The organism is Thermus antranikianii DSM 12462 (assembly GCF_000423905.1).
In the GTDB taxonomy this organism is placed as follows: domain Bacteria; phylum Deinococcota; class Deinococci; order Deinococcales; family Thermaceae; genus Thermus; species Thermus antranikianii.
In genome coordinates this window covers 63353-84618 of the sequence record NZ_AUIW01000010.1, presented here as the reverse complement: position 1 = coordinate 84618, position 21266 = coordinate 63353, and the positions used below count along the sequence as shown (strand labels likewise).

Sequence of the window (21266 nt, the reverse complement as noted above, 5' to 3'; positions counted from 1 at the left end):
ACAAGGGGACGGGGGAGGTACGGCGCGCGGCGAGCTACGCCCTCACCAGCTTGGGAGCCGAGGAGGCGGACGCGAGGCGGCTTGGGGAGCTTCTCCTTTCCCGGTGGGAGGTGGAGAACCGGTCCTTTTGGGTACGGGACGTCCTCCTCCATGAGGACGCCTGCCAGGTGCGGGGCGTGGGGGCGCAAGTCTTGGCGGTCCTCCGGGCCTTTCTGGTGTCCCTGCTGTACCGCAGGGGGGTGCGGAAGAAGAAGGCGGCCCTGGAGACCTTCTCCTTCCATCCCCTCTCCGCCCTCAGGTTCCTGGGGCTCTATGCGGTATAACGGTCAAGTCTGCCCTGTGGGAAGGGGACGGGATCACCTTTTTCCGGGTGAGGTACAATCTGGATAAGGTGGCCCAGCGCCTGGCGGAGGAGGGGTTTCCCGCGTGGCTCTACACCCGCCTGACCCTTGGGGAATAATCGGCCACGAGGCCGTCCTGGAGCTCCTGCCCCGGCTTGGCGCCTCTACCCTGCTCTTCTCGGGGCCGGAAGGGGTGGGGAGGCGCCTGGTGGCCCGCTGGTACGCCTGGGGGCTGAACCGGGGGTTCCCTCCCCCTGCCTTGGGGGAGCACCCCGACCTTCTGGAGATAGGTCCCCCGGAGCGGGGTTTGAAGGGGCGGGTGGAGATCCGCCTTGAGGAGGTGGAACCCCTTTTCGACTGGTTTGCCACCCACCCCCGGGAGCGGGTCAAGGTGGCCATCCTGGATGCCGCCCACCTCCTCACCGAGGCGGCGGCCAACGCCCTCTTAAAGCTTCTGGAGGAACCTCCCTCCTACGGGCGTATCGTCCTCATCGCCCCAAGCCGCGCCACCCTGCTTCCCACCTTGGCCAGCCGGGCCCTGGAGGTGGCCTTTGCCCCGGTGCCCGAGGAGCGGCTTTACCCCTTGACCCAGGACCCGGAGCTTCTGGCTTACGCCGGCGGGGCTCCAGGCCGGCTTCTGAGGGCCCTAGCCGACCTCGATGCCTTTCGCGCCCGTATGGAGAAGGCCAGGGAGGTGGATGGCGCCTCCTCCTGGCGGCGGTTTACCCTTCTGAAGGAGCTTTTTGCGGATGAGGAAGGGGTTTTCGCCCTTTATGCCGCCTTCCGCCACCGTCCGCGGGCGCTTCTGGCCCTCGAGGCGGCTCGGGAGGCCTTGGAGCGGTATGTGAGCCCGGACCTGGTCCTGGCCCGATTGGCCTTAGACTTGGAAACATGACCGTGGGCGTTCGCCTGCACGCCGACCTGCGCAAAGCCCGCACCCCTGTCCTGCGCTACTTCCGCTTCCAGGGGGATCCCCCGCCCCTGGAGGCGTATGTGGTGGTGCGCACCAGCCGGGGCCTGGAGGTGGGCAAGGTGCGCACCCCGCCCCGCAAGGAGAAGGAGGCCGGGGAGGTGGTGCGCCTGGCCACCAAGGAGGATCTGGACCTGGCCTCGAGGCTCCGGGCCAAGGCGGAGGAGGCGGCCTTTTACCTGCGGGCCCGCCTTCGGGAAGAGGGGGTGAGGGCCAAGGTCCTGGGGTGCGACTTCACCCTGGATGGCCGGCACCTTTCCGTGCACTACGCCGCGGAGGAGCGGGTGAACCTCAAGCGCTTTACCCGGGAGCTTTCCGAGCGCTTCGGGGCTCGAGTGGAGTTTTTGGCCGAGGGCCCCCGGGAGGAGGCCGCCTACCTGGGCACCTTGGGCGCCTGCGGGATGGAGTCTTGTTGCTCCACCTGGCTTCAGGGTTTCGCCCAGGTTTCCATTAGGTTAGCCCGCGACCAGGGGCTTCCCCTGAACCCCGAGAAGATCTCGGGTCCTTGCGGCCGGCTTCTTTGCTGCCTGGTTTACGAGCATCCCGTGTACCAGGAGCTTCTTAAGGAGCTTCCCCGCAAGAACGCCCGGGTCTGCACCAAGGAGGGGGTGTGCGGCAAGGTGCAAAAGGTGAACCCCTTGAAGGGGACGGTGGAGCTCCTCCTGGAGGAGGGGAAGGCGGTGGAGGTGTCCAAGGAGGAACTGGCTTAGGATGAGCGGGGCCCAGGTTTTCGCCCGAAAGGTGCGCCGCCTGGTGCTGAACCGCCAGGGCACCGAGGCCCAGATCTTCCTCCTCACCCCTGGGGGGGAGGGTTTCCTCTACCTGCGCTCGGATGGCTTCGCCCACTTCGCCCAGGGTCTAGGGGCGGAGGAGGTGGCGGGCTTCGCCTTGGGAAAGGGGCGGGTGGAGCTCCGCTTCCAGGACGGCAGCGCCCTCACCCTCCGCTACCGCCTGGGGCGGTGGGTCAAGGTCCTTCACTTCTCGTAGGGCCTTCCCACCGCCGCCGGGGGTCGGCTTTTGCCCATGAAGCCCGCCAGCACCAAGATGGTGACCACATAGGGGAAGGCCTGCACCAAGACCGCGGGCAGGATCTCCGTGCCCTGAAGCTGGATGGCCAAGGCGCTGGCGAAGCCGAAAAGCAGGGTGGAGAAAAGGATGCCCAAGGGGTGCCACTTCCCGAAGATCATGGCCGCCAGGGAGATGAACCCCATCCCCGCGGACATGCCCCGCACGAACTGGTTGAGAAAGCCGATGGCCAGGTAGGCCCCGGCAAGGCCCGCCAGGATCCCGGAGAGCACCACCCCAATGTAGCGCATGCGGTACACGTTGATCCCCAGGGTGTCGGCGGCTTCGGGATGCTCGCCCACGGCCCTGAGCCGCAGGCCAAAGGGGGTCTTGAAGAGGACCCACCAGCTTAGGGGGACCAGGAGGAAGGCCAGGTAGACCAAAGGGGAAAGGGCAAAGCCCTCCGGCCCCCAAAGGGGCAGGCGGTTTGCCACCTCCTTGGAGTTGGTGGCGTTGCCGTAGAAGTAGGTGAGCACCAGGCTAGGGGCTCCCAGGGCCAGGAGGTTGATGGCGGTGGCGCTGATGATCTGGTCGGCCCGGTATTTGATGGAGACCACCGCGTGCACCAGGGCCACCAGCCCTCCCACCAGCATGGCGCTTAGGATCCCAAGCCAGGGAAGCCAGGGATGGGGGCCGGGGCCTAAGGTGTGTTCCACCCTTTCCACCACCACCGCGGCGGTGAGGGCTCCGAAGAGGATGATGCCCTCGAGGGCGATGTTCACCACCCCGCTCCTTTCGGAAAACATCCCCCCCAAGGCGGTGAGCAAAAGGGGGGTGGTCTGGCGCAGGGTGGAGAAGAAGAGGGCGATCCAAAAGGCAGCGTCCAGGTTCATGGGGTCTCCTCCCTTTCCCCTCGCTTTCGACTTTCTTCCCTAAGTTCCACCTCGGCTGCCCGCAGGGGGTCGGTGAAGTAGCGGGGCAAAAAGCCCCCTGCGGCGATGAAGAGAACGATCAAGGCCTGAAGCACCGCCACCAGTTCCCGGCTGATGCCGAGCTGCAGGTTCACCTGCAATCCTCCCGTGAGGAGGATGCCGAAAAGCCAGGCGGCGAGGCCCACCCCCAAGGGGGTGTTCTGGCCCATCAGGGCCACGGCGATGCCGTCAAAGCCCACGGAATAGGGAAGGGATTGCTTCAGGCGGTACTCGTCAATCCCCCCGCCCAGCACGTAGTGGGTGGCGGCCAGACCCGCCAAGGCTCCTGCCAGGAACATGGTGAGGACCATCTTCCGCCCAGAGAGCACCCCCCCGTACTCCGCCGCCTTGGGGGCCAGGCCCATGGCCCTAAGCTCGTATCCCCCCACGGTGCGGAAGACGTAGAAGTGGAAGAAGAGAAGGGCCAGAAGGGCCAAGAGGAAGGCCCCGTTGAGCCGCACCGAGGTGAGGTCCGGGCCGAAGTTCACCGCAGGCCCCGGAAGAAACCCCCCCACCAAGTACCCCACCATCCCGGCCAGGAGGCCCAGGAGCACCCGGTGGCCCAGGCTTTTTCTGGTGAGGAAGTAGCCCAGGAGGCCCAGGAGGAGGGCCAAGGGCAAGGCGAAGGAAAGCTCCCCCCCTGGGGCCACCAGCTCGGTCCAGTGGGGGATGCGGGCCTCGGGTCGAATCTCGTAGCTCCGGGCCTCGTACCCGGGGTACTTGAAGGGCAGGTACAGGGTGTAGCCGAAGAACTTGTACTCGTTGGAGGAGATAAGGAAAAGGAAGAGGCTTGCGGCGATGTAGTTCAGCATGATGGTGTTGATCACCTCGTGGGCCCCAAAACGGGCCTTGAGCCAACCAGGCAGGGCGCCCCATAGCCCCCCGGCCAAAGCGGCGGCCAGGATGGCGAGGGGCAGTACCAGCCACCTGGGTCCCGGCAGGTACACCCCCACCAGCATGGCGGCGATGCCTCCTAGGATGAGCTGCCCCGGGGCCCCGATGTTGAAGAGCCCCCCGCGGAAGCCTAAAGCCACGGCCAAGCCGGTGAGGATCAGGGGAGTAGCCAGGAGGAGGCTTTGCAGGAAGCCTGAGGGGTTGACCAAGGGGCTATAGAGGAGCTGGTAGGTGTAGGTGATGAGGTCCAGCTTCAACATGGCGGCTTCTCGCAAGGTCTTAGCCTCCCCGGGGTTCGCCTTCATCACCGCCACGATGACGCCACCCAACAAGGAGGCCAGGAGGAGGGAGAAGAGGGGCACCACCACCCCCCGGCGGCGCACCAGAAAGGCTAGCCCCCCAGGAGAGAAAAGCCGGGCCAGGAGGAGAAGGTAGAGGCTATAGGCCAAGGTGGCGTAGCTGCCAAGCCCCAGGGTGTACCGCCTGAGGATGGGCCTTTCTGCACCCGCGTTCACCTGGGCCACGCTGGCTTGAAAGAGAAGGTAGGTGAGGAGAAAGAGGCCTAGGCCCAGGATCCCCATGAGGTAAAGCTTCCGGGCAGGCTTAGGGGTCCAGGCCAGGACCAGGGTGAGGGCCAGCCAGACCAAGGAGGGATAAAAGACCCAAGAGAGCCAGCCATCCCGGTAACCCGGGGGCAGGGTTCCTTGGGGCAGGTGGTGGCCGAAGGGGCTTAGAAGCACGCCTTCGCCGCCAAAAAGGCGATGGGGTACCGCCCAGGGCGCCAGGTACCAGAGGAGGAGGAGAACCCCTCCCCCCAGGGCCACCAGGATTCCCAGGCGCTTACGGTCCTTCCACACGCCCACGATTGTACCCTAGCCCCGTAGGTCTACGGCCCCGGGCGGTGCTAGACTTCATTTCGTGGAGGTTTCTCCCCAGGAAAAGGCCGAGCGGGTGCGGCGCATGTTTGCGGAGATCGCTCCCCGCTACGACCTTTTAAACCGGCTTCTTTCCTTTGGCACCGATCTTCGCTGGCGTAGGCGGGCGGTGGCCCTGGCTTTAGAAAAAAATCCCAGGCGCATCCTGGACCTGGCCACGGGCACGGGAGACCTGGCCCTTATGTTGAAGAGGAGGGCGCCCACGGCTCAGGTGGTGGGGGCGGACTTCGCCCTGCCCATGCTGGAGATTGCCCGCAGGAAAGCCCGGGCGCAGGGCCTTGCGGTGGAGTTTCTGGAAGCCGATGCCCTTTCCCTTCCTTTCCCCCAAGGAAGCTTTGAGGCCATCACCATCGCCTTCGGTTTCCGCAACTTCGCCGACTACCGTAAGGCTCTTTTCGAGCTCCGCCGGGTCCTGGCCCCGGGGGGGCGGCTGGTCATCCTGGAGTTTCCTCCCCCTCCCCAAGGGATTTTTGGCCGGGTTTTTCGCATTTATTTCCAGAGGATTCTCCCCTTCCTAGGAGGCTTGGTTTCAGGGAACTTCGGGGCCTACCGCTACCTGCCGGAAAGCGTGGAGGCCTTTCCCCCGCCGGAAGCCTTAAGGGGCATGATGGAGGAAGCGGGCTTCACGGTGCGCTACGAACTCCTCACCTTCGGGGTGGTGGCCATCCACATCGGGGACCTCGAGGCCGGGTCGGCCCGATAGGGCTACCTTGCGGCTTCCTCCAGCTCCTCGTCTGTGGGGATACGGCCAACTTTCAGGTTTTCCACCAGGTAGCGGGCCATGCGCCCGAGGGCATCCCGCACCCTGCGCCACTCTTCCAGGGATTTTCCCGAGGGATCGGGGAAGGAAACGTGGCGCTTTTCCGTCTTTGCGGGGTAGGCGGGGCAGGCTTCCTTAGCGGCATCGCACACGGTGAGAACCAGGTGGAAGTTCCAGGGATCGGGGAGCTCAAAAAGGGTTTTGGAGAAGTGCCCCGTAAGGTCGATTCCCACCTCGGCCATCACCCGCTTGGCTTCTTCCTTGACGAAGGTCTTCTCGGTGCCGGCGGAGTGGACCTCGAGGTCCACTCCCATTTCCCTGGCCCAGTGCCGGAGCCAGCCCTCCGCCATCTGGCTGCGGGCGGAGTTGTGGGTGCAAAGAACCAAAAGGCGCATCCTATAAACCTAACCTTCCCCAGGTCAGGGGACGGTCAGGAAGGCGCCCAGCTGGGCTAGGCAAGCCTCCTCTCCAGCTCCTCCACCTTCTCGGCCAGAACCGCAAACCCCTTTCGCCAGAAGGCGGGGTTTTCCAGGTCAAAGCCGTAGCGGGCCGCCAGCTCCTTGGCCCGGTACATGCCCGAGGTGGCCAGAAGCTCCTCGTAGCGCCCGGCAAAGCCCGGGTCCTCCTTGGCCTCCTGGTACACGGCCAAGCCGAAGAGGAGGCCGAAGGTGTAAGGGTAGTTGTAGAAGTCGGAGCCGTAGTAATGCCCCTTCACCGCCCACATGTAGGGATGGTGGGTGGCGAGGACCTCTCCGTAGGCTTCCTTCTGGGCCTTCAGCATGAGCTCCTTGAACTCCCTGGGGGAAAGCTCCCGGGCCTTCCTTCCCTCAAAGACCCAGGACTCAAAGAGGAAGCGGCTATAGATGTCCACCACCACCTGGGCCGCTCCTTGCAGGTAGGCGTCCAGGATGAGAAGCCCCTCTTCCGGGGAGACTTCCTTAAGGGCCGCCTCCACCACCAGGGTTTCGTTCATGATGCTGGCGGTCTCCGCCAGGGTCATGGGCACCTCCCGCAGGCTGGCGGGCACCCGGGCCAGGGCGAAGTTGTGGTAGGCGTGGCCCAGCTCGTGGGCCAGGGTGGAAACCGACTCAAAGCTTTCCTCGTAGTTGGCCAGGATGAGGCTTTTGCCCCCGCCCCTTCCCATGCAGTAAGCCCCGCCGATCTTGCCCTTGCGGGGCAGGAGGTCCATCCAGCGCTCTTGGAATGCGGTTTCCGCCACTTTAGCGGCGTTCGGGACCAGGGTGGCGAGCTTTTCCCGGATGAAGTCCCGGGCCTCCTCCAGGCTCCAGCGCCGGCCCTTTCCGATGGGGGCAAAGAGGTCCCACCAGTCCAGCCTTTCCTTGCCCAGAGCCTTGGCCTTCAGAAGGTAGTAGCGGTGGAAGAGGGGAAGGCTTTCCCGCACCGCTTCCAGGAGGGCCATGAGGGCCTTCCGGGTGATGCGGTTTCGGTGCAGGCTGGGCTCGAGGTCATCCCGGTAGCCCCGCCTGCGGTTCAGGACCGAGGCTTCCCCCTTGACCCCGTTTAGGGCGTAGGCCAGGGGCACCTCGTGGCCTTCCCAGGCTTTGAGTTCCGCCTGGTAGGCCTTCTTGCGCACCTCCTCCTCGGGGCGGAAATAGAGGTTCCGCACCTGGGTGATGGGCAACTCCTCCCCGTCCACCACCGCGGTGATCTGGCTGGTGAGGTTCTCGTGGAGCTTGGACCAGGCCTGGCGTCCGGAAAGGGATAGCTCCGCCGCCAGGACCTCCTCTCCTTCGGGCATCATGTGCAGGGCTTCCTCCCGGGCCTCCTCCACCAGGATGCGGTAAGGCCCTGCCTCCTCCGGGTCCTGGAGGGCCAGGTAGCGGGTGAGGCGGGGCCTTAGGCGGGCGAAGTCCAGGAAGAGCACCTCCAGCTCGGAGAGCTTGGCCGAGGCGGCCTCGTCGGTGGTGTCGGCGGTGAAGCGGGCGTAGAGGTAGGCCCAAAGGGGGGTGGATTCCTCCAAAAGGGCGTCCAGGGAGGCCAGGGTCTCCTTTAGGGGAGCCCCTTGCTCCACCTGCTCCTTAAGCTGGCCAATCCGCTTCTTCACGCCTTCCCAGGCTGCCTGGAACTCGGGGCTTTCCAGGCCCGGGAAAAGGGGGGTTAGATCCCACGTGGTTTCCATGGCCCCACTATACCTGACCCGCGGGTCAGCCCTGGTATACTCTGGCTTCGTGGAGGGTTTTCCCGTATCCGTACCCATACAGGTGCGCTTCCGCGATCTGGATGCCCTAGGGCATGTGAACAACGCGGTCTACCTCACCTACTTTGAGGTGGCCCGCGCCGCCTACTTCCAGAGATTGGAAAGGGACTGGGTGGAGAAGGGGCGCTTCATCCTGGCCCGGGCGGAGGTGGATTTCCTGAAGCCCATCCTCCTCGAGGATCCCGTGGAGGTGGGGGTGCGGGTGGTGCGCATCGGGCGGAGCAGCTTTGACATGGAGTACCTCCTCCTGGCAAGGGGGGAGGAGGCCGCTCGGGGCAAGACGGTCCAGGTTTGGCTGGAAGGAGGCAGGCCTGCTCCTTTGCCCCCGGTCATCCGAGAACGCATAGAGGCCCTGGAAGGCCGCTCCTTCTAGCCCTTCAGCACCACCACCGTGACCCCGTGCCCGCCCTCGTGGGGAGGGGCGTCGGCGAAGGTTTCCACCCGTTTGTCCCGCCTTAGGGCCTCGCGGATGGCCTGCCTTAGGGCTCCGGTACCCTTGCCGTGAAGGAGGCGCAGGGTGGTGAGGCCCAAGGCGCGGGCCTCCTCCAGGGCGGAGTCCACCTCCAGGAGGGCTTCCTCCACGGTAAGCCCCCTGAGGTCCACCTCCTTCACCTCCCTTCGCGGTTTTAGGCCGATGGCCTTTGGGGTTTCCTGGGCCTTAAGGGGGGTGAGTTCCTTGGCCTTCACCGTTATCTTCACCGGCCCTACCTGGACCAGGGCTTCCTCTCCCCTTAGCTCCAAAAGCCTTCCCTGACGCTTCAGAGAGGTGATCTCCACCATCTGTCCTGCCTCGAGGCCCCTAGGCACCTCCAAGGCAACCTTGGGCGTGGCCCTGGCATACCTTTCCCTCAGGGCCAAAAGCTCCCGCAGGGCGTCCTTTTTCCCTTGGGTTTTGGCCTTTTCCTTGAGGGCTTTGAGCTCGGCCTCCACCTTTAGGAGCTTCTGGCGGATCTCCTCCTCCAAGGCCTTGAGCCTTTCCTGCCGCTCCTCCTCAAAACGGGCTTCCCGCTCCTCCAGCCGCTTCCTTAAGGCCTCCACCTGGGCCATCTGGGAAAGGAGCTGGCTTCTTTCCTCCTCTAGGCGTAACCTTTCCGCCTCCAGCTCCTCCAGGAGGGCTTCCAGCCTTCCCCCTTGGGGCAGAAGGCTTTCCGCCCGCTTCAGCACCGCCTCGGGCAGGGAAAGCCTCCTAGCGATGGCCAGGGCGTAGCTCCGCCCAGGCACCCCCAGGACCAGCTCGTAGGTGGGGCGCAAGCCCTCCAGGTCAAAGCGCATGGAGGCGTTTTGGATGCCCGTTCGCCCCTGGGCGAAGGCCTTCAGGGGGGAGAGGTGGGTGGTGACCAGGCCCTTGACCCCTTTTTCCAGGAGGGCTTCCAGGATGGCCTGGGAAAGGGCGGCTCCCTCCTCGGGGTCGGTGCCGCTGCCCAGCTCGTCGATGAGGACCAGGCTTTGGGCCGTGGCGCTTTCCAGCATCTCCTTGAGCCTTCTTAAGTGCCCGGCGAAGGTGGAGAGGTTTTCCTGAAGGGATTGCTCATCGCCGATGTCGGCGAAGACCCTGTCGGGCCAGGCCAAGGTGGCCTTCTTGGCCGCCACGAAAAGCCCCGACTGGGCCATGAGCACCGCAAGGCCCAGGGTTTTTAGGAGGGCCGTCTTTCCCCCCATGTTGGGGCCGGAGATAAGGATGAGGCGCCTTTCCCCGTCCAGGGCCAGGGAGTTGGGGACGGGATTGGGGATAAGGGGGTGGAAGGCTTGGAAAAGCTCGTAGGCTTCCCCGAAGCGGGGCCGGGTGAGGCGGAGATCCCGGGCCAGGGCCGCCTGGGCCTGGACGAGGTCCAGAAGGCTCAGGGCCTTAAGGGTGCCGGGCAGTTCCTCATCGGCTGCCAGGGCTTCGGAAAGCTCCCGTAGGATGCGGTTTACTTCCTCCTCCTCCTGAAGGCGTAGGGCCTGGAGGCGGTTGTTCAGCTTCACCACGGAAAGGGGCTCTATGAAAAGGGTGGCCCCGGATTCGGACTCATCCAGGAGAAGGCCGGGGATCCTTTGGGCCATCCCCGCGCGCACGGGGATGCAGTAGCGCTCGCGGCGCAGGGTGACGAACCGGTCCTGGATCGCTTCGGGGTGGCGGTCCATGAGGGCGTAGAGTTTGTCCAGGATCTGTTGGCGCAGGGGCTTGAGTTCCCGGCGGATGGCGAAAAGCTTGGGGCTTGCCTCATCCCGCACAGCTCCTTCCTCGTCCAGGGCTTTCCTGACCTTGGCGAGAAAGGCCCCGTGGTCCCCGATGCCCGCCGCCACCTGGCTCAGGAGGTTTTGTAGGGGAAGAAGCTCCTCCTTGAGGGCTATGGCCTCCTCCAGGGCCTGAGCTGCTCTTAGGAGCTCGAGGCCCGAAAGCCTGGCCCCGCCTCGGGCCTTTTGGTAGGCTTCCTCGAGGGTTCCCGCCTCGGGAAGAGTGTAGGGATAGGCTAAGGCCTCCTGGGTTAGCTGGTGGCGCCTTTCCGCCTCCTCCTGGGAGAGGGGGGCAAGGGCCAAGGCCAGCCTTTGCCCCAAGGGGGTCTTGGCTCTTTCCGCAAGGAGGGCGCGGACTTTGGGGAACTCCAGGACCTCGAGGACATCCCGCACAAAAGCCCAGTATAGCTCTTGGGCTCTAACGCTTCAGGAGGCGGAGCAGGGCGGCAAGGGCAAGCTGACCCTCAGGGCCTAAAGCCTTCTTCAAGAGCAACCCTACCCGTCCAAGCCGCCCCGCGGGCAGAAGGGAGAGCAAGGTGGTAAGAGAGGCAAGGATGGCCTGTTTTTGTTCCTGGGGGAGGCTATTCCAACGGTCATAGGCTTCTTGAACCAGAGCGATGACCCGCTTATGGAAGCCGGGGTCCTTGGGGTTTTCCTGCTTTAGCGCTTCCATCTGGGCCAATAGCTCTTCTGAGGAGACCCTTCCCCCAGCCTGGGCCTGAAGGGGAGCTGCATCCAGGATGCCTTCCACCGGCTTGGCGTCGGCGTTGCTGCTCCGCCTCATGAAGATTCTGAAAAAGTTTTTAAGCTGCATTTCGCTTCTATTATACGGGTTGGAACAGCAGAAAGGTAGCTTCCACCTCCCCCGCCACTTCCTTCTCGGCGATGAGGTCTATCCCAGGGGGAAGGGTGAGTTTTGCCCCTTCCGGGGCGAAGAAGGCCCAGATTTCCTGGTCTTGGTACCGCCTTTTGAAGGCCAACACTCCTTTGCCGGCGTCTAAGGGAAGAAGCCCTCCCAGGCGCAGGGCAGGGTGGGTGCGCTTAAGCTTTACCAACCTGCGGATAAGGGTCAAGACCTCGAGGTTCCATGCGCTTTCCTCCCAGGGGAAGGGAGCCCGGCAGTAGGGATCCCCTTGCCACTTTGCGTAGGGGTTGGGTTGGGAAAGGCCCACCTCATCCCCGTAGTAGATGGCGGGGCTTCCCGGGAAGGCGAAGAGGAGGGCATAGGCCAGCTTGAACCGTTCCACATCCCCCTTAAGCCGCCAAAGGGCGCGGGGGATGTCGTGGGAGGAGATGAGGGTGTACATGCTGTGCCGAAGCTGCACGGGCAGGGCCTGGTAGTGGTCCCAGAGGACCCGCCAGGTCTCCTGGGCGTCCAGGTGGACAGGCCTTCCGTGCACATCCCTTCCCGAAAGCCACTCCATCACGGGGTGGGCGAAGCCCGCATAGTGCATGGCCCCGTCCAGGGTATGGGCCCTTAGGGTGGGGATGGCGTCGTAGGAGAGTTCCCCGAAGACCACGGCCTCGGGTCTTTCCTCCTTAGCGGCCCGGGCTAAGGCGCGAAGCCAGCGGGCGTTCTTGCGGTTGGTCCCCCCTTCCCCAATGGAGTGGGCCACATCCAGCCGGAAGCCGTGGGCCAGGCGCATCCAGTAGCGGATGGGGGCTCTTGGCCCATGGACGAAGCGCTCCTGGGTGAGGGGGGAGGCATAGTCCAGCTTGGGCATGGACTTTACCCCCCAGAAGGTGGCGTAGGAGCCATCGGGGTAAAAGGTGAACATGCTCCGCTCTGGGCTTTCCGGGTCCTTTAGGGCCCTTTGAAACCAGGGGTGGGTGGCCCCCACATGGTTGAAGACGCCATCCAGCACCAGGCGCATGCCCCTCTTTTCCAAAGCCTGGAAGAGGGCTTCCAGGGCCCCTTCTCCTCCCAGGTGGGGGTCCACCTGCAGGTAGTCTTCCGTGTCGTAGCGGTGGCTGCTTGGGCTTTGGAAGATGGGCGTTAGGTAAAGGGCTTCCACCCCCAAGGCCTCCAGGTAGGGGAGGGCTTCCAGGATCCCCCAGAGATCCCCCCCGTAGAACTCCCAAGCCCCTTCTGGGCCCGGGGGTTCGTTCCAGGCCTTCTTGCGGATGGGCCTGCCCATGAGAAGCCATTCCCCATCCTTGGGGGCAAGCTCCTTTCGCCCCTGGCGGAAGCGGTCGGGGAAGATCTGGTAATACACGGTGCCCAGGGCCCACCAGGGGGGAAGGGATCCCGCCAGGAGGTGGAAGAAACGATCGTAGCGGGGAAGGGTTTTTTCCAGGCCGTGGCTGCCCAAGAAGCCTTCGGGCAGGAGGAAGCAGTAGCGAAAGGGGCTTACGTGCACGGGAACCCGCACCCTTAGGCCCCCCTTGGCCGGTTCCATGGGTTTTTTGTGGATCTCCCCGTCCTTTTCGTAAAGGAGGAGCCCTTCCTCGGCCTCGGTTTCCAGGTGGAGGGTCACCTCCTCTCCCAGCTCGGGCAGAGGGGGATGGATGTGCTCGAGGTCGTGGTAGTGAGCCATAGGGCTACTCCTTCACCGCCCCTGCGGTGTACCCGGAAACGAAGTACTGCTGGAAGCCGTAGAAGAGGAAGAGGATGGGCAGGGAACCGAGGACGCTGGCGGCGGCGAAGATCCCCCACTTGGTCTGGAACTGGCCGGTGGTGAAGCTCCGAAGCCCCACGCCCACGTTCCAGCTCTCCACCCCCGTGAGGACCAGGTTGGCCAGGACGAACTCCGAGTAGGTGCCCACGAATTGGAGGAGGAAGACGAAGACGAACATGGGGGCGGAAAGGGGGAGGAGGATCTTGGTGAAGACCTGCCACCGGGTGGCCCCGTCCACCATGGCCGCCTCCTCGAGGCTCGGGCTGATGCTTTCCAGGTACCCCTTGTACACCCAGGTGCCGAAGCTGATGATTCCCCCGGAGTAGGCCAGCACGAGCCCGGTGAAGGTGTTCAAGAGGTCCAGCCGGGAAAGGAGGTAGTAGATGGCCACCAGGGCCAGAAATCCGGGAAACATCTGCACGAAGATGAAGAAGAGGAGCACGGGGTAGCGGCCGGGCAGGTGGCGGAAGCGGGCGAAGGCGTAGCCCGCGGTGGCGGTGAGCAACACGGCGAGGAGTCCCGTAAGCCCGGAGATGAGGAAGGTGTTGCGCACCCAGAGCAGGAACTTGGCCTCGGTGCCTTGTCCGGTGAACTGCCTGGGGGAAAGGGTGAGGGCCAAGGCGAAGACCGCCAGGGTCAGGAGGAGAAGGAGCCTTCCCTGCCAGAAGTCCATCCAGTCCTCCGGGGTTAAAAGCCGCCTCAGGAGGCCGATGAGGGCCACACCCAGAAGGGCGAGCCCCCCGAGGAGGAGAAGGCCCACCTGGTAGGGGTAAAGCACCACCCCCTCCACCAGCTTGGCGTAGTTTTCCAGGGAGGGCTCGGGCACGTAGGGGATGACCTTGGCGTCCAGAAGGAGAAACCCTGTGTCTGGCCTGCGGAAGCTGAAGAGGTTGTTGGTGGGGTCAAAGCTGGCGGCCACCACCTGCACCACGGGGTAGTAGACGAGGAGGATCAGGATCCAGAGGAAGAGGTGGGTCACCCCCTGCCAGAAAAGGGGCCAGGGGCTTCGCTTGCGCCCCTGGATGCGGTTGGCCAGGGCGGTGTAGGCTAGGCTGTACAGGAGGATCGCCAGGACCAGGCCCAAAAGGATGCCCAGGGCATGGGCCCAGCCATAGGGCACGAAGACGCTGCCGAAGGCCACCTGCTTGCGGTAGGAGCCCGCGTCAAAGAGCCGGTTTAGGGCGAACCAATAGACCCCGTAAAGGGCGAGGCCCATGAGGAGGAAGGCCAGAAGCCGCCGCACTTACTTCACCTCCCTTAGGGCTCCGGTGATGCGGAAGTTCACCAGGCTGATGGCCACGGTAAGGGCAAAGATGAGGATGCTGATGGCCGCCCCCAGGCCGTAGGCGGACTGCCCCTCGGCGCTGAAGGCGGTTTTGTAGGCCCAGGAGATGAGGATATCCGTGGCCTGAGCCGTGGCGAGGCGGCCTTCCTGGGCGGGGCCTCCGCCGGTAAGGAGGTAGATGATATAGAAGTTGTTGAAGTTGAAGGCGAAGGAGGAGAGGAGGATGGGCACCATGGGTTTTTCCAGAAGGGGCAGGGTGATGCCCCATAGAGCCTGCCAGGGAGTGGCCCCGTCCACCTTGGCGGCCTCGTAGAGCTCGTCGGGGATGGTGGAAAGAGCTCCCAAGGTGGCGGTCATCATGTAGGGGAAGCCAAGCCACAGGTTCACCAGAAGGATGGCTACCTTGGCCCAGTCGGGGTCGTTGAGCCAGGGGATAGGGTAGATGCCCAGGACCCCCAGGAGGCGGTTGATGGCCCCGAAGTTGTAGTTGAGAAGGGCCACGAAGACCTGAACGGTGATCACCCCCGGAAGGGCCCAGGAGATGATGAGCACCGTGCGGTAGAAGTTCCTTAGCTTTAAGGCTTTGTTGTTGAGGACAAGGCCCAATACCAAGCCCAATAGGGCATTGAGGAGCACGGTGCTTAAGGCGAAGGCCACGTTCCAGGCGAAGACGGGAAAAAGAGCCTTGCTGGCCTGGGAGAGGATGAAGCTGAAGTTTCTAAGGCCCACGAAGCGAAAGGTGTTCACCTTGGCCACGAAGGCAGCCTGAAAGGGTGGGATGCGGTCTAGAACCAGGGTGTTTCCCTCAGCCTCGAGGATCCTGGCCCGCAGGCGGTGCCCCTCGGCATACACCTCCACGGTTTCCCCTGCGCAGGGACGGCAACGAAGGGCTTCCTCCACCGGTTCCTCCAGAAGAAGCCGTGGCCCCTCTTGGGCCACCACCCGGGTTTCCGTGGAGCGGTCGGGAAAGCCGCTTCGGGCCCCCGAGTAGTCGGTGAAGGCCAGGTAAACCGTGAGGGCGATGGGGTAGAGGGTGAAGACCAAAAGAAAGGAGAGGGCGGGGAGGAAGTAGTACCAGTCGGTAAGCCAGGGAAAAAGGCGTCCCACCAGGACGGCTCCCGGCACCAGCACCAGAAGGGCCAGGACCAGGATGGTCCAGCCTGGAGGGGCCAGGTAGGCCTCGAGGGCCAGGTACCCCAGGATGCCCACCCCCGTGGACAGGATCAGGAGGCCTAAAAGTAAGGACAGGGCCAGGAGAAAACCCTTAAGGCCAGGAGGGTGTTTCATGGCTTAAAGATACGCCCCAGGAGGAAAGGGGGTCCCATGGGGGCTCGCGTACGGGCGCATTTCCGCTGCGAGGTGTGTGCCAGGGCCCCCGCCCGGGCAAAGCCCGGGTGGGATGGTGTTACCTGCCGATGCCCTTCCTGATCTCGGCCACCATGTCCTCCACGATCTTCTTCAAGTTGGAGTCGGGCCGCTGGATGGCCAGGTTGATGGCGTTGGCCCACGGACCCCATACCTTGCCCATCTCGGGGATGTTGGGCATGGGGGTGCCCAGGGCGAAGACCTTGGAAAAGCCCGCCACCACCGGATCCTTTTCCAGGGTCTTGGCGGCGCTCTTGGACACGGGGATGCGGCCGCCCGCCTGGTTGAAGGAAACCAGGTTCTTGCCGGTGACCAGGGTCTTGGCGAAGTTGACCGCGGCGGTCTTGTTCTTGGAGTAGGCGTTCACCACCACCCCCTGCACCCCCAGGAAGGGACCCCAGGGGTTCTTGGCCCCGGGCGGGGTGGGGAAGGGGGCGATGCCGAAGTCGATCTTGGCCTTCTTGTAGTCGCCCAGGGCCCAGGGGCCGTTAATGATCATGGCCAAAGCCCCGTCCTTGAAGGCTCCGTCCGCCACGCCGTAGTCCACCCCTTCGGGCACCAGGTTGTAGCGGAAGCGGAGGTCCTTGATGAAGGCTAAAGCCCTTTCCCCTGCTTCCCCCCCTATTAAGAGCCTGGAGGGGTCCAGGTTGCCCTTGGCGTCCTTGGCGAAGACGTTGTCCGCCCCAAAGGCCCGGAAGAAGCCGAAGTTGAAGTAGGGGTCGCCGATGTTATACAGGAAGCCGAAGGTGGAGCCGGTGGTGAGCCTCTGGGCCAGGGACAGGAACTCCTCCCAGGTCTTGGGGGGTTCTTTTACGTACTTCTTGTTGTAGATGAGGGCCACGCTCTCGGCGAAGGCGGGAAGGCCCATGAGCTTGCCCCCGAAGGTGAAGGCCTCCACCGCCACGCTTTGCAGATCGGAGAGGTAGCTTTGCGTCACGTACTTGCCCATGGGCTCCAGCACCCCGGCCTGGGCCATCTCCCCCAGCCAGTCGTGGGGGATGGAGACCACCAGGTCCGCCGCCTGCCCCTGGGGTGCCCCCAGGATGAACTTCTGCTTGATGTCCCCGAAGGGGACCTCCACCACCTCCACCTTGGTGCCAGAGGTTTTCTCGTAGGCCTGGGCTTGGGCTTTGAGCCATTCCAGCTCGGGGCCGCCAAAGTGGGTCCACACCGTAATCTTCCCCTGGGCAAGGGCCAGGGAAAGCCCAAGGGCCAGTACCGCCAGTGCTTGTTTCATACTCCACCTCCGGGCGCGTGGTAGCGCTTCCGCTTTAACTTTTTTCCGCGCCCTGGGGGTTGATTATACTCCTACTTTCCCGGGGCGCAAGTCCCCCCTAATAGAGGGCCCGCACCACCTCAAAGGCGATGAGGGCCAGGATCCCCACCTCCACCGCCTGGCTTCTTAGGTGGACCACCTCCTCGGTGACCATCTCGTAGGTGGCCTCGAGGACCCTGAGCTTCTCCTCCAGGCTCCGCTCCAGCTCGTGGGCCCCGTAAAGCTCCAAGGCGGCCCGGTAGATCTTGGCGTAGAAGAGATCCTCGGTGATGCGCAAGGCTCCCTCCATCCGGGCCCGTACGTCGGCGATCTCCGCGTGGAGGGCCATGAGGCGCCGCCTTAAGCGCTGAAGCTTCCCGTAGCCCCAAAGGCCCCGGTGCCTGAGCACCTGGGGTACGGCCTCCAGCTCCTGGGTGAGGACCCCGTCGTAGTAGGAAAGCTCCAGAAGCTGGGCGTGCACGAACTCCACCAAATCGGCCACGTCCCAGATGCCCTCCGAGTCCAGGATGAAGACCCGGTCAAACCCCAGAAGGGCCAGGTCCTCGGTGGAGTAGCTGTAGCGGTAGCGCTCCATCTCCCGCCTGACCTCGGGGGCGAACTCCTCCTCGGCTCCCATCCAAAGGGGGGTGAGGTCCACAGGGGGGGCGTGGGCCTTTGCCCCTTCTATCCCCAGGGCGTGGTAGACGGTGAACTCCTCGCTCAGGCGTTTTTCCTCGGGATGGAGGAGGGCGCCTTGCAGGTAGGGCTCGAGAGCCGCCAGCTCCGCCAGGAAAAACCCTTCCCAAAAGGGAAGCTCGGGCAAGGCCAGGGCCTTTTCCAGGAAGGCTTCCCAGGGTACCTTCTCCCCCAGGTGCACCCGGAGGGAAAGGGAGGCTACCCCGAACTCGTAGAGCCGGGCGGTGAGAAGGCCGGAGATCCCCTCCACGCTCCTCACCCCAAGCTCCACCTGCGCCGGGGGGTTTTCAAAGCGCACCGCCCCCAGCCGGGGCCGGGAGAGGCGAAGCCTGGGGGTAGCCAGGCGGGAGAGATCGATCTCGTCCGCCAGGTCGTAAAGGCGGTAAAGGGCGATGTGGGGCGAGAGGAGGTTCATGGGAAGTCCGGGGTCATTCCAGATGGGAGATCTCCCGGGGAGGGGGACCCTGTTCGTAGGCTTTCAGAAGGGCCTTTATGGCCTGGCCCCGATGGGAGTAGCGGGCCTTTTCCTCCAGGGTCATTTCCGCAAAGGTCTTGCCCGCCTCGGGCACGTAGAAGAGGGGGTCGTACCCGAAGCCCCCTTCCCCTCGGGGGGCCTCGAGGATGTACCCCTCCACCTGTCCCTCGTAGGTTTCCACATGCCCGTCGGGGTAGGCCAGGACCAGGACCGCCACGAAGCGGGCCTTGCGCTCCTCCCCCTTGAGGTGGCGCATCCTCTCCAGAAGGTAGACGTTCCGCTCCCGGTCGGTTTCCCTTCCCCCATAGCGGGCGGAGTAGACCCCGGGTTCCCCCCCTAGGGCGGGCACCTCGAGGCCCGAGTCATCCGCCAGGGCGGGAAGGCCCGTGGCCTTGGCCACGTAGGCGGCCTTGAGGAGGGCGTTTTCCAGGAAGGTGGCGCCCTCCTCCTTGGGCATGCGCAGGGGAAAGTCGGCCAGGGAAAGAAGGGTCCAGCCCAAAGGAGCCAGGCCCTCCTTAAGCTCCCGCACCTTCCCGGGGTTGCTGGTGGCCAAGACCAGGCGCATCCCTTCTAGGATACTCCCTTAAGGGCCTGGACCACTTCCTCTGGGGAGTCCAGAAGGGTAAGGAGGGCGAGGTCTTTGGGATCGATGGCCCCTTGTTCTTTCAGGGATTCCATCCAGTTCAGAAGCCCTTGCCAGTACCCCCGGTCCAAGGCGAAGACGGGGAAAGGGTGAACCTTTTCCGTCTGGATGAGGACCAGGACCTCGGAGAGCTCGTCCAGGGTGCCGAACCCCCCGGGCAGGAAGACGAAGGCGCGGGCGTAGCGCACGAAAAGCACCTTGCGCACGAAGAAATAGCGCAGGGTGAGGGTGTGGGTCTGGTAGGGGTTGGGCTTCTGCTCGTGGGGAAGCTCGATGTTCAGGCCCACGCTCACCCCACCTGCCTCAAAGGCTCCTCGGTTCACGGCCTCCATGACCCCACCCCCGCCGCCCGTCACCACCCCGAAGCCTGCTTCCGCTAATGCCCTTCCCAGCCGGTAGCCCAGGGCGTAGGCGGGGTGGCCTTCTCCGAAGCGGGCCGAGCCGAAAACGGAAACCAGGGGGACCTCTATCTCCGAAAGGGTTTCAAACCCCTCCACGAACTCCGCCAGGATGCGGAAAAGCCGCCAGGCATCCTCGTGGTGAAGCTGGTCGATCAGGGGCTTCTTGGCCATCAAAGCTCCTCCAGGCTGACCTGCTTTAGCTCCTCCACCTTCACCCCCAGGCGCTCCGCCAGGTTCCGGTAGCTTTCCGGGTCCCCCGTGACGAAGTGCACCACCCGCCCTTGGCCCTCGGGGTTTAAAAGCCCCTCCTCCTTTAGGGCTTTGGCCACCGCTTCCGCCGTGGCCTCGGCGGAATCGATGAGCCTCACTCCGGGCAGGACCTTGGCCAGGGTGCCCTTCAGGAAGGGGTAGTGGGTGCAGCCCAGGATCAGGGCCTCGAGGTCCTGGGGGGCGTCCTCGAGGTAGTGCTGGGCCACCAATAGGGCCACGGGGTCATCCCAAAGCCCTTCCTCCACCAAGGGCACGAAGAGGGGGCAGGCCCTGGCCCAAGACACCTCCACGTAGCGCTCGTAGGCCCGGCTTTCCACCGTGGCCTGGGTGCCGATGAGGCCCACCTTGCCGTGCCCTTGGGCGGCCTTGGCCACGGGTTCCAGCACCCCGAAGACGGGCACCGAAAGGTCCTCGGCCAGATCGGGAAGGGCCGCGGAGCTTGCGGTGTTGCAGGCCACCACCAAGGCCTTGACCCCTTGCCGGAGCAAAAACCCCGCGATCTCCCAGGCGAAGCGCCGCACCATGGAGAGGGGTTTACTGCCGTAGGGTACCCGGGCGGTGTCGCCGAAATAGAGGAAATCCTCCTGGGGCAGGGCCTGGCGCAAAGCGGAAAGCACCGTAAGCCCCCCTACCCCCGAGTCAAAGACGCCGATGGGCTGCCTAGGGTCCTTCACGAGCCGCCATCATACCCTGGACGGAAAAGGGGGGGTGCTATACTATCAGGGTTGCCCCGGTGGGGGGCAAGGGAGGTGCGCAAGTTGAGGCTGGTCACGTCCGAGTCGGTCACGGAAGGGCACCCGGATAAGCTGGCGGACCGGATCTCCGACGCCATCCTGGACGCCCTGATCGCCCAGGATAAGAAGGCCCGGGTGGCGGCGGAAACCCTGGTCACCACAGGGCTAGTGTTCGTGGCAGGAGAGATAACCACCGAAGGGTATGTGGACATCCCCGGCCTGGTGCGCAAGACGGTGAGGGAAGTGGGCTACACCCGGGCCAAGTACGGTTTTGATGCCGACACCTGTGCGGTCCTCACCGCCATCGACGAGCAGTCTCCGGACATCGCGGGCGGGGTCAACCTCTCCTACGAGTGGCGGGTGCTCAAGTCCACGGATCCTTTGGACCGGGTGGGCGCGGGGGATCAGGGCCTCATGTTCGGTTACGCCACCGACGAGACCCCAGAGCTCATGCCGCTTCCCATCACCCTGGCCCACCGCCTCACCATGCGCCTGGCGGAGGTGCGCAAGACGGGGCTTCTTCCCTACCTGCGTCCCGACGGCAAGGCCCAGGTCACGGTGGTCTACGAGGGGGATAGGCCCCTTTACGTGAAGACGGTGGTGGTCTCCGCCCAGCATTCCCCGGAGGTGGAGCAGGACCAGCTTCGTGAGGATCTCATCCGCGAGGTGGTGCGCCAGGCCATCCCCCCTGAGTACCTGAAGGAGGGGGAGACGGAGTACCTCATCAACCCCTCGGGCCGGTTTATCCTGGGAGGGCCCCATGCGGACACCGGGCTTACCGGGCGCAAGATCATCGTGGACACCTACGGAGGGGCGGTCCCCCACGGAGGCGGGGCCTTCAGCGGCAAGGACCCTACCAAGGTGGACCGTTCGGCCAGCTACTACGCCCGCTACATAGCCAAGAACCTGGTGGCGGCGGGCCTGGCCCGGCGGGCCTTGGTGGAGCTGGCCTATGCCATCGGTAAGGCCAGGCCCGTTTCCTTGCGGGTGGAAACCTTCGGCACCGGGGTCTTGCCCGATGAAAAGCTCACGGAGATCGTGAAACGGGTCTTTGACCCCAGGCCCTTGGCCATCATCGAGGAGCTGGACCTTCTCCGTCCCATCTACACCCCCACCAGCGCTTACGGCCACTTCGGCCGCGCAGGCTTCCCTTGGGAGGAAACCGACCGGGTGGAGGTCCTAAGGCGGGAAGCAGGCCTCTAAGGCCACCCCA

At 64.5% G+C, this 21266-nt stretch carries 20 protein-coding genes and 1 pseudogene; 7 read left to right on the top strand and 14 right to left on the bottom strand.

Going from position 1 to position 21266, the window contains the following annotated elements:
- The 4 genes and pseudogenes from G584_RS0108035 to G584_RS0108015 all read left to right on the top strand — a co-directional run.
- Positions 1-323, top strand: a pseudogene (locus G584_RS0108035) (transposase); the annotation flags it as partial.
- Positions 324-426: 103 nt separating this feature from the next.
- Entirely contained in the window at positions 427-1236 is an 810-nt protein-coding gene (locus tag G584_RS0108025) for a DNA polymerase III subunit delta' (protein WP_028494168.1), read from the top strand.
- A complete protein-coding gene (locus G584_RS0108020) occupies positions 1233-2021 on the top strand; it encodes a PSP1 domain-containing protein (protein WP_028494167.1) in 789 nt (262 codons plus the stop codon). The genes G584_RS0108025 and G584_RS0108020 overlap by 4 nt, the downstream gene beginning before the upstream one ends.
- Before the next feature lies 1 nt (position 2022).
- Positions 2023-2298 (top strand): hypothetical protein, encoded by a 276-nt coding sequence (locus G584_RS0108015; protein WP_028494166.1) that lies wholly within the window; start codon positions 2023-2025, stop codon positions 2296-2298.
- Here G584_RS0108015 and G584_RS0108010 read toward each other — a convergent pair.
- Together G584_RS0108010 and G584_RS0108005 are read right to left on the bottom strand one after the other, a co-directional pair.
- Positions 2286-3209, bottom strand: coding sequence for an ABC transporter permease (locus G584_RS0108010; protein ID WP_028494165.1), 924 nt, complete (start codon positions 3207-3209; stop codon positions 2286-2288). The two genes, G584_RS0108015 and G584_RS0108010, sit on opposite strands and share 13 nt — an antisense overlap.
- Positions 3206-5044: an ABC transporter permease gene (locus tag G584_RS0108005; RefSeq protein WP_028494164.1), complete on the bottom strand. Its 1839-nt coding sequence runs from the start codon at positions 5042-5044 to the stop codon at positions 3206-3208. The genes G584_RS0108010 and G584_RS0108005 overlap by 4 nt, the downstream gene beginning before the upstream one ends.
- Before the next feature lie 55 nt (positions 5045-5099).
- Here G584_RS0108005 and ubiE point away from each other — a divergent pair, with 55 nt between their 5' ends.
- Entirely contained in the window at positions 5100-5819 is a 720-nt protein-coding gene (ubiE, locus tag G584_RS0108000) for a bifunctional demethylmenaquinone methyltransferase/2-methoxy-6-polyprenyl-1,4-benzoquinol methylase UbiE (RefSeq protein WP_038050911.1), read from the top strand.
- Positions 5820-5821: 2 nt separating this feature from the next.
- Here ubiE and G584_RS0107995 read toward each other — a convergent pair whose 3' ends face one another.
- Together G584_RS0107995 and G584_RS0107990 are read right to left on the bottom strand one after the other, a co-directional pair.
- Positions 5822-6271, bottom strand: a complete 450-nt coding sequence (locus G584_RS0107995; RefSeq protein WP_028494162.1) for an arsenate reductase ArsC — start codon at positions 6269-6271, stop codon at positions 5822-5824.
- Between the two features lie 56 nt (positions 6272-6327).
- Positions 6328-8016, bottom strand: coding sequence for a M3 family oligoendopeptidase (locus G584_RS0107990; protein WP_028494161.1), 1689 nt, complete (start codon positions 8014-8016; stop codon positions 6328-6330).
- Between the two features lie 49 nt (positions 8017-8065).
- Here G584_RS0107990 and G584_RS0107985 point away from each other — a divergent pair, with 49 nt between their 5' ends.
- Positions 8066-8467, top strand: coding sequence for an acyl-CoA thioesterase (locus G584_RS0107985; protein ID WP_028494160.1), 402 nt, complete (start codon positions 8066-8068; stop codon positions 8465-8467).
- On the opposite strand, the gene G584_RS0107980 is transcribed toward G584_RS0107985, so the two are convergent.
- The 10 genes from G584_RS0107980 to murI form a co-directional block, all read right to left on the bottom strand.
- Entirely contained in the window at positions 8464-10704 is a 2241-nt protein-coding gene (locus G584_RS0107980) for an endonuclease MutS2 (RefSeq protein ID WP_028494159.1), read from the bottom strand. The genes G584_RS0107985 and G584_RS0107980 overlap by 4 nt on opposite strands.
- Positions 10705-10729: 25 nt before the next feature.
- Positions 10730-11095: a hypothetical protein gene (locus G584_RS0107975; protein ID WP_245563362.1), complete on the bottom strand. Its 366-nt coding sequence runs from the start codon at positions 11093-11095 to the stop codon at positions 10730-10732.
- A 40-nt stretch (positions 11096-11135) separates the two neighbouring features.
- Positions 11136-12848: a glycoside hydrolase family 13 protein gene (locus G584_RS0107970; RefSeq protein ID WP_028494157.1), complete on the bottom strand. Its 1713-nt coding sequence runs from the start codon at positions 12846-12848 to the stop codon at positions 11136-11138.
- Between the two features lie 4 nt (positions 12849-12852).
- Complete coding sequence (locus G584_RS0107965) at positions 12853-14172, bottom strand: sugar ABC transporter permease (RefSeq protein ID WP_028494156.1); 1320 nt, start codon at positions 14170-14172, stop codon at positions 12853-12855.
- Positions 14173-15501 carry an ABC transporter permease subunit gene (locus G584_RS0107960; RefSeq protein ID WP_028494155.1) on the bottom strand — a complete coding sequence of 443 codons (1329 nt, stop codon included), beginning with the start codon at positions 15499-15501 and terminating at the stop codon, positions 14173-14175.
- Positions 15502-15619: 118 nt separating this feature from the next.
- Positions 15620-16816 carry a sugar ABC transporter substrate-binding protein gene (locus G584_RS0107955; protein ID WP_028494154.1) on the bottom strand — a complete coding sequence of 399 codons (1197 nt, stop codon included), beginning with the start codon at positions 16814-16816 and terminating at the stop codon, positions 15620-15622.
- 97 nt (positions 16817-16913) lie between these two features.
- Positions 16914-17945 carry an RMD1 family protein gene (locus G584_RS0107950; protein ID WP_028494153.1) on the bottom strand — a complete coding sequence of 344 codons (1032 nt, stop codon included), beginning with the start codon at positions 17943-17945 and terminating at the stop codon, positions 16914-16916.
- 13 nt (positions 17946-17958) lie between these two features.
- A complete protein-coding gene (locus tag G584_RS0107945; RefSeq protein ID WP_028494152.1) occupies positions 17959-18570 on the bottom strand; it encodes an XTP/dITP diphosphatase in 612 nt (203 codons plus the stop codon).
- Between the two features lie 5 nt (positions 18571-18575).
- Positions 18576-19220: an LOG family protein gene (locus G584_RS0107940; RefSeq protein ID WP_028494151.1), complete on the bottom strand. Its 645-nt coding sequence runs from the start codon at positions 19218-19220 to the stop codon at positions 18576-18578.
- Positions 19220-19993 carry a glutamate racemase gene (gene murI, locus G584_RS0107935; protein WP_028494150.1) on the bottom strand — a complete coding sequence of 258 codons (774 nt, stop codon included), beginning with the start codon at positions 19991-19993 and terminating at the stop codon, positions 19220-19222. Before murI ends, G584_RS0107940 begins: the two co-directional genes overlap by 1 nt.
- Before the next feature lie 84 nt (positions 19994-20077).
- Here murI and metK point away from each other — a divergent pair, with 84 nt between their 5' ends.
- Complete coding sequence (gene metK / locus G584_RS0107930) at positions 20078-21256, top strand: methionine adenosyltransferase (protein ID WP_038050915.1); 1179 nt, start codon at positions 20078-20080, stop codon at positions 21254-21256.
- The last annotated feature ends 10 nt before the right edge of the window (positions 21257-21266 follow it).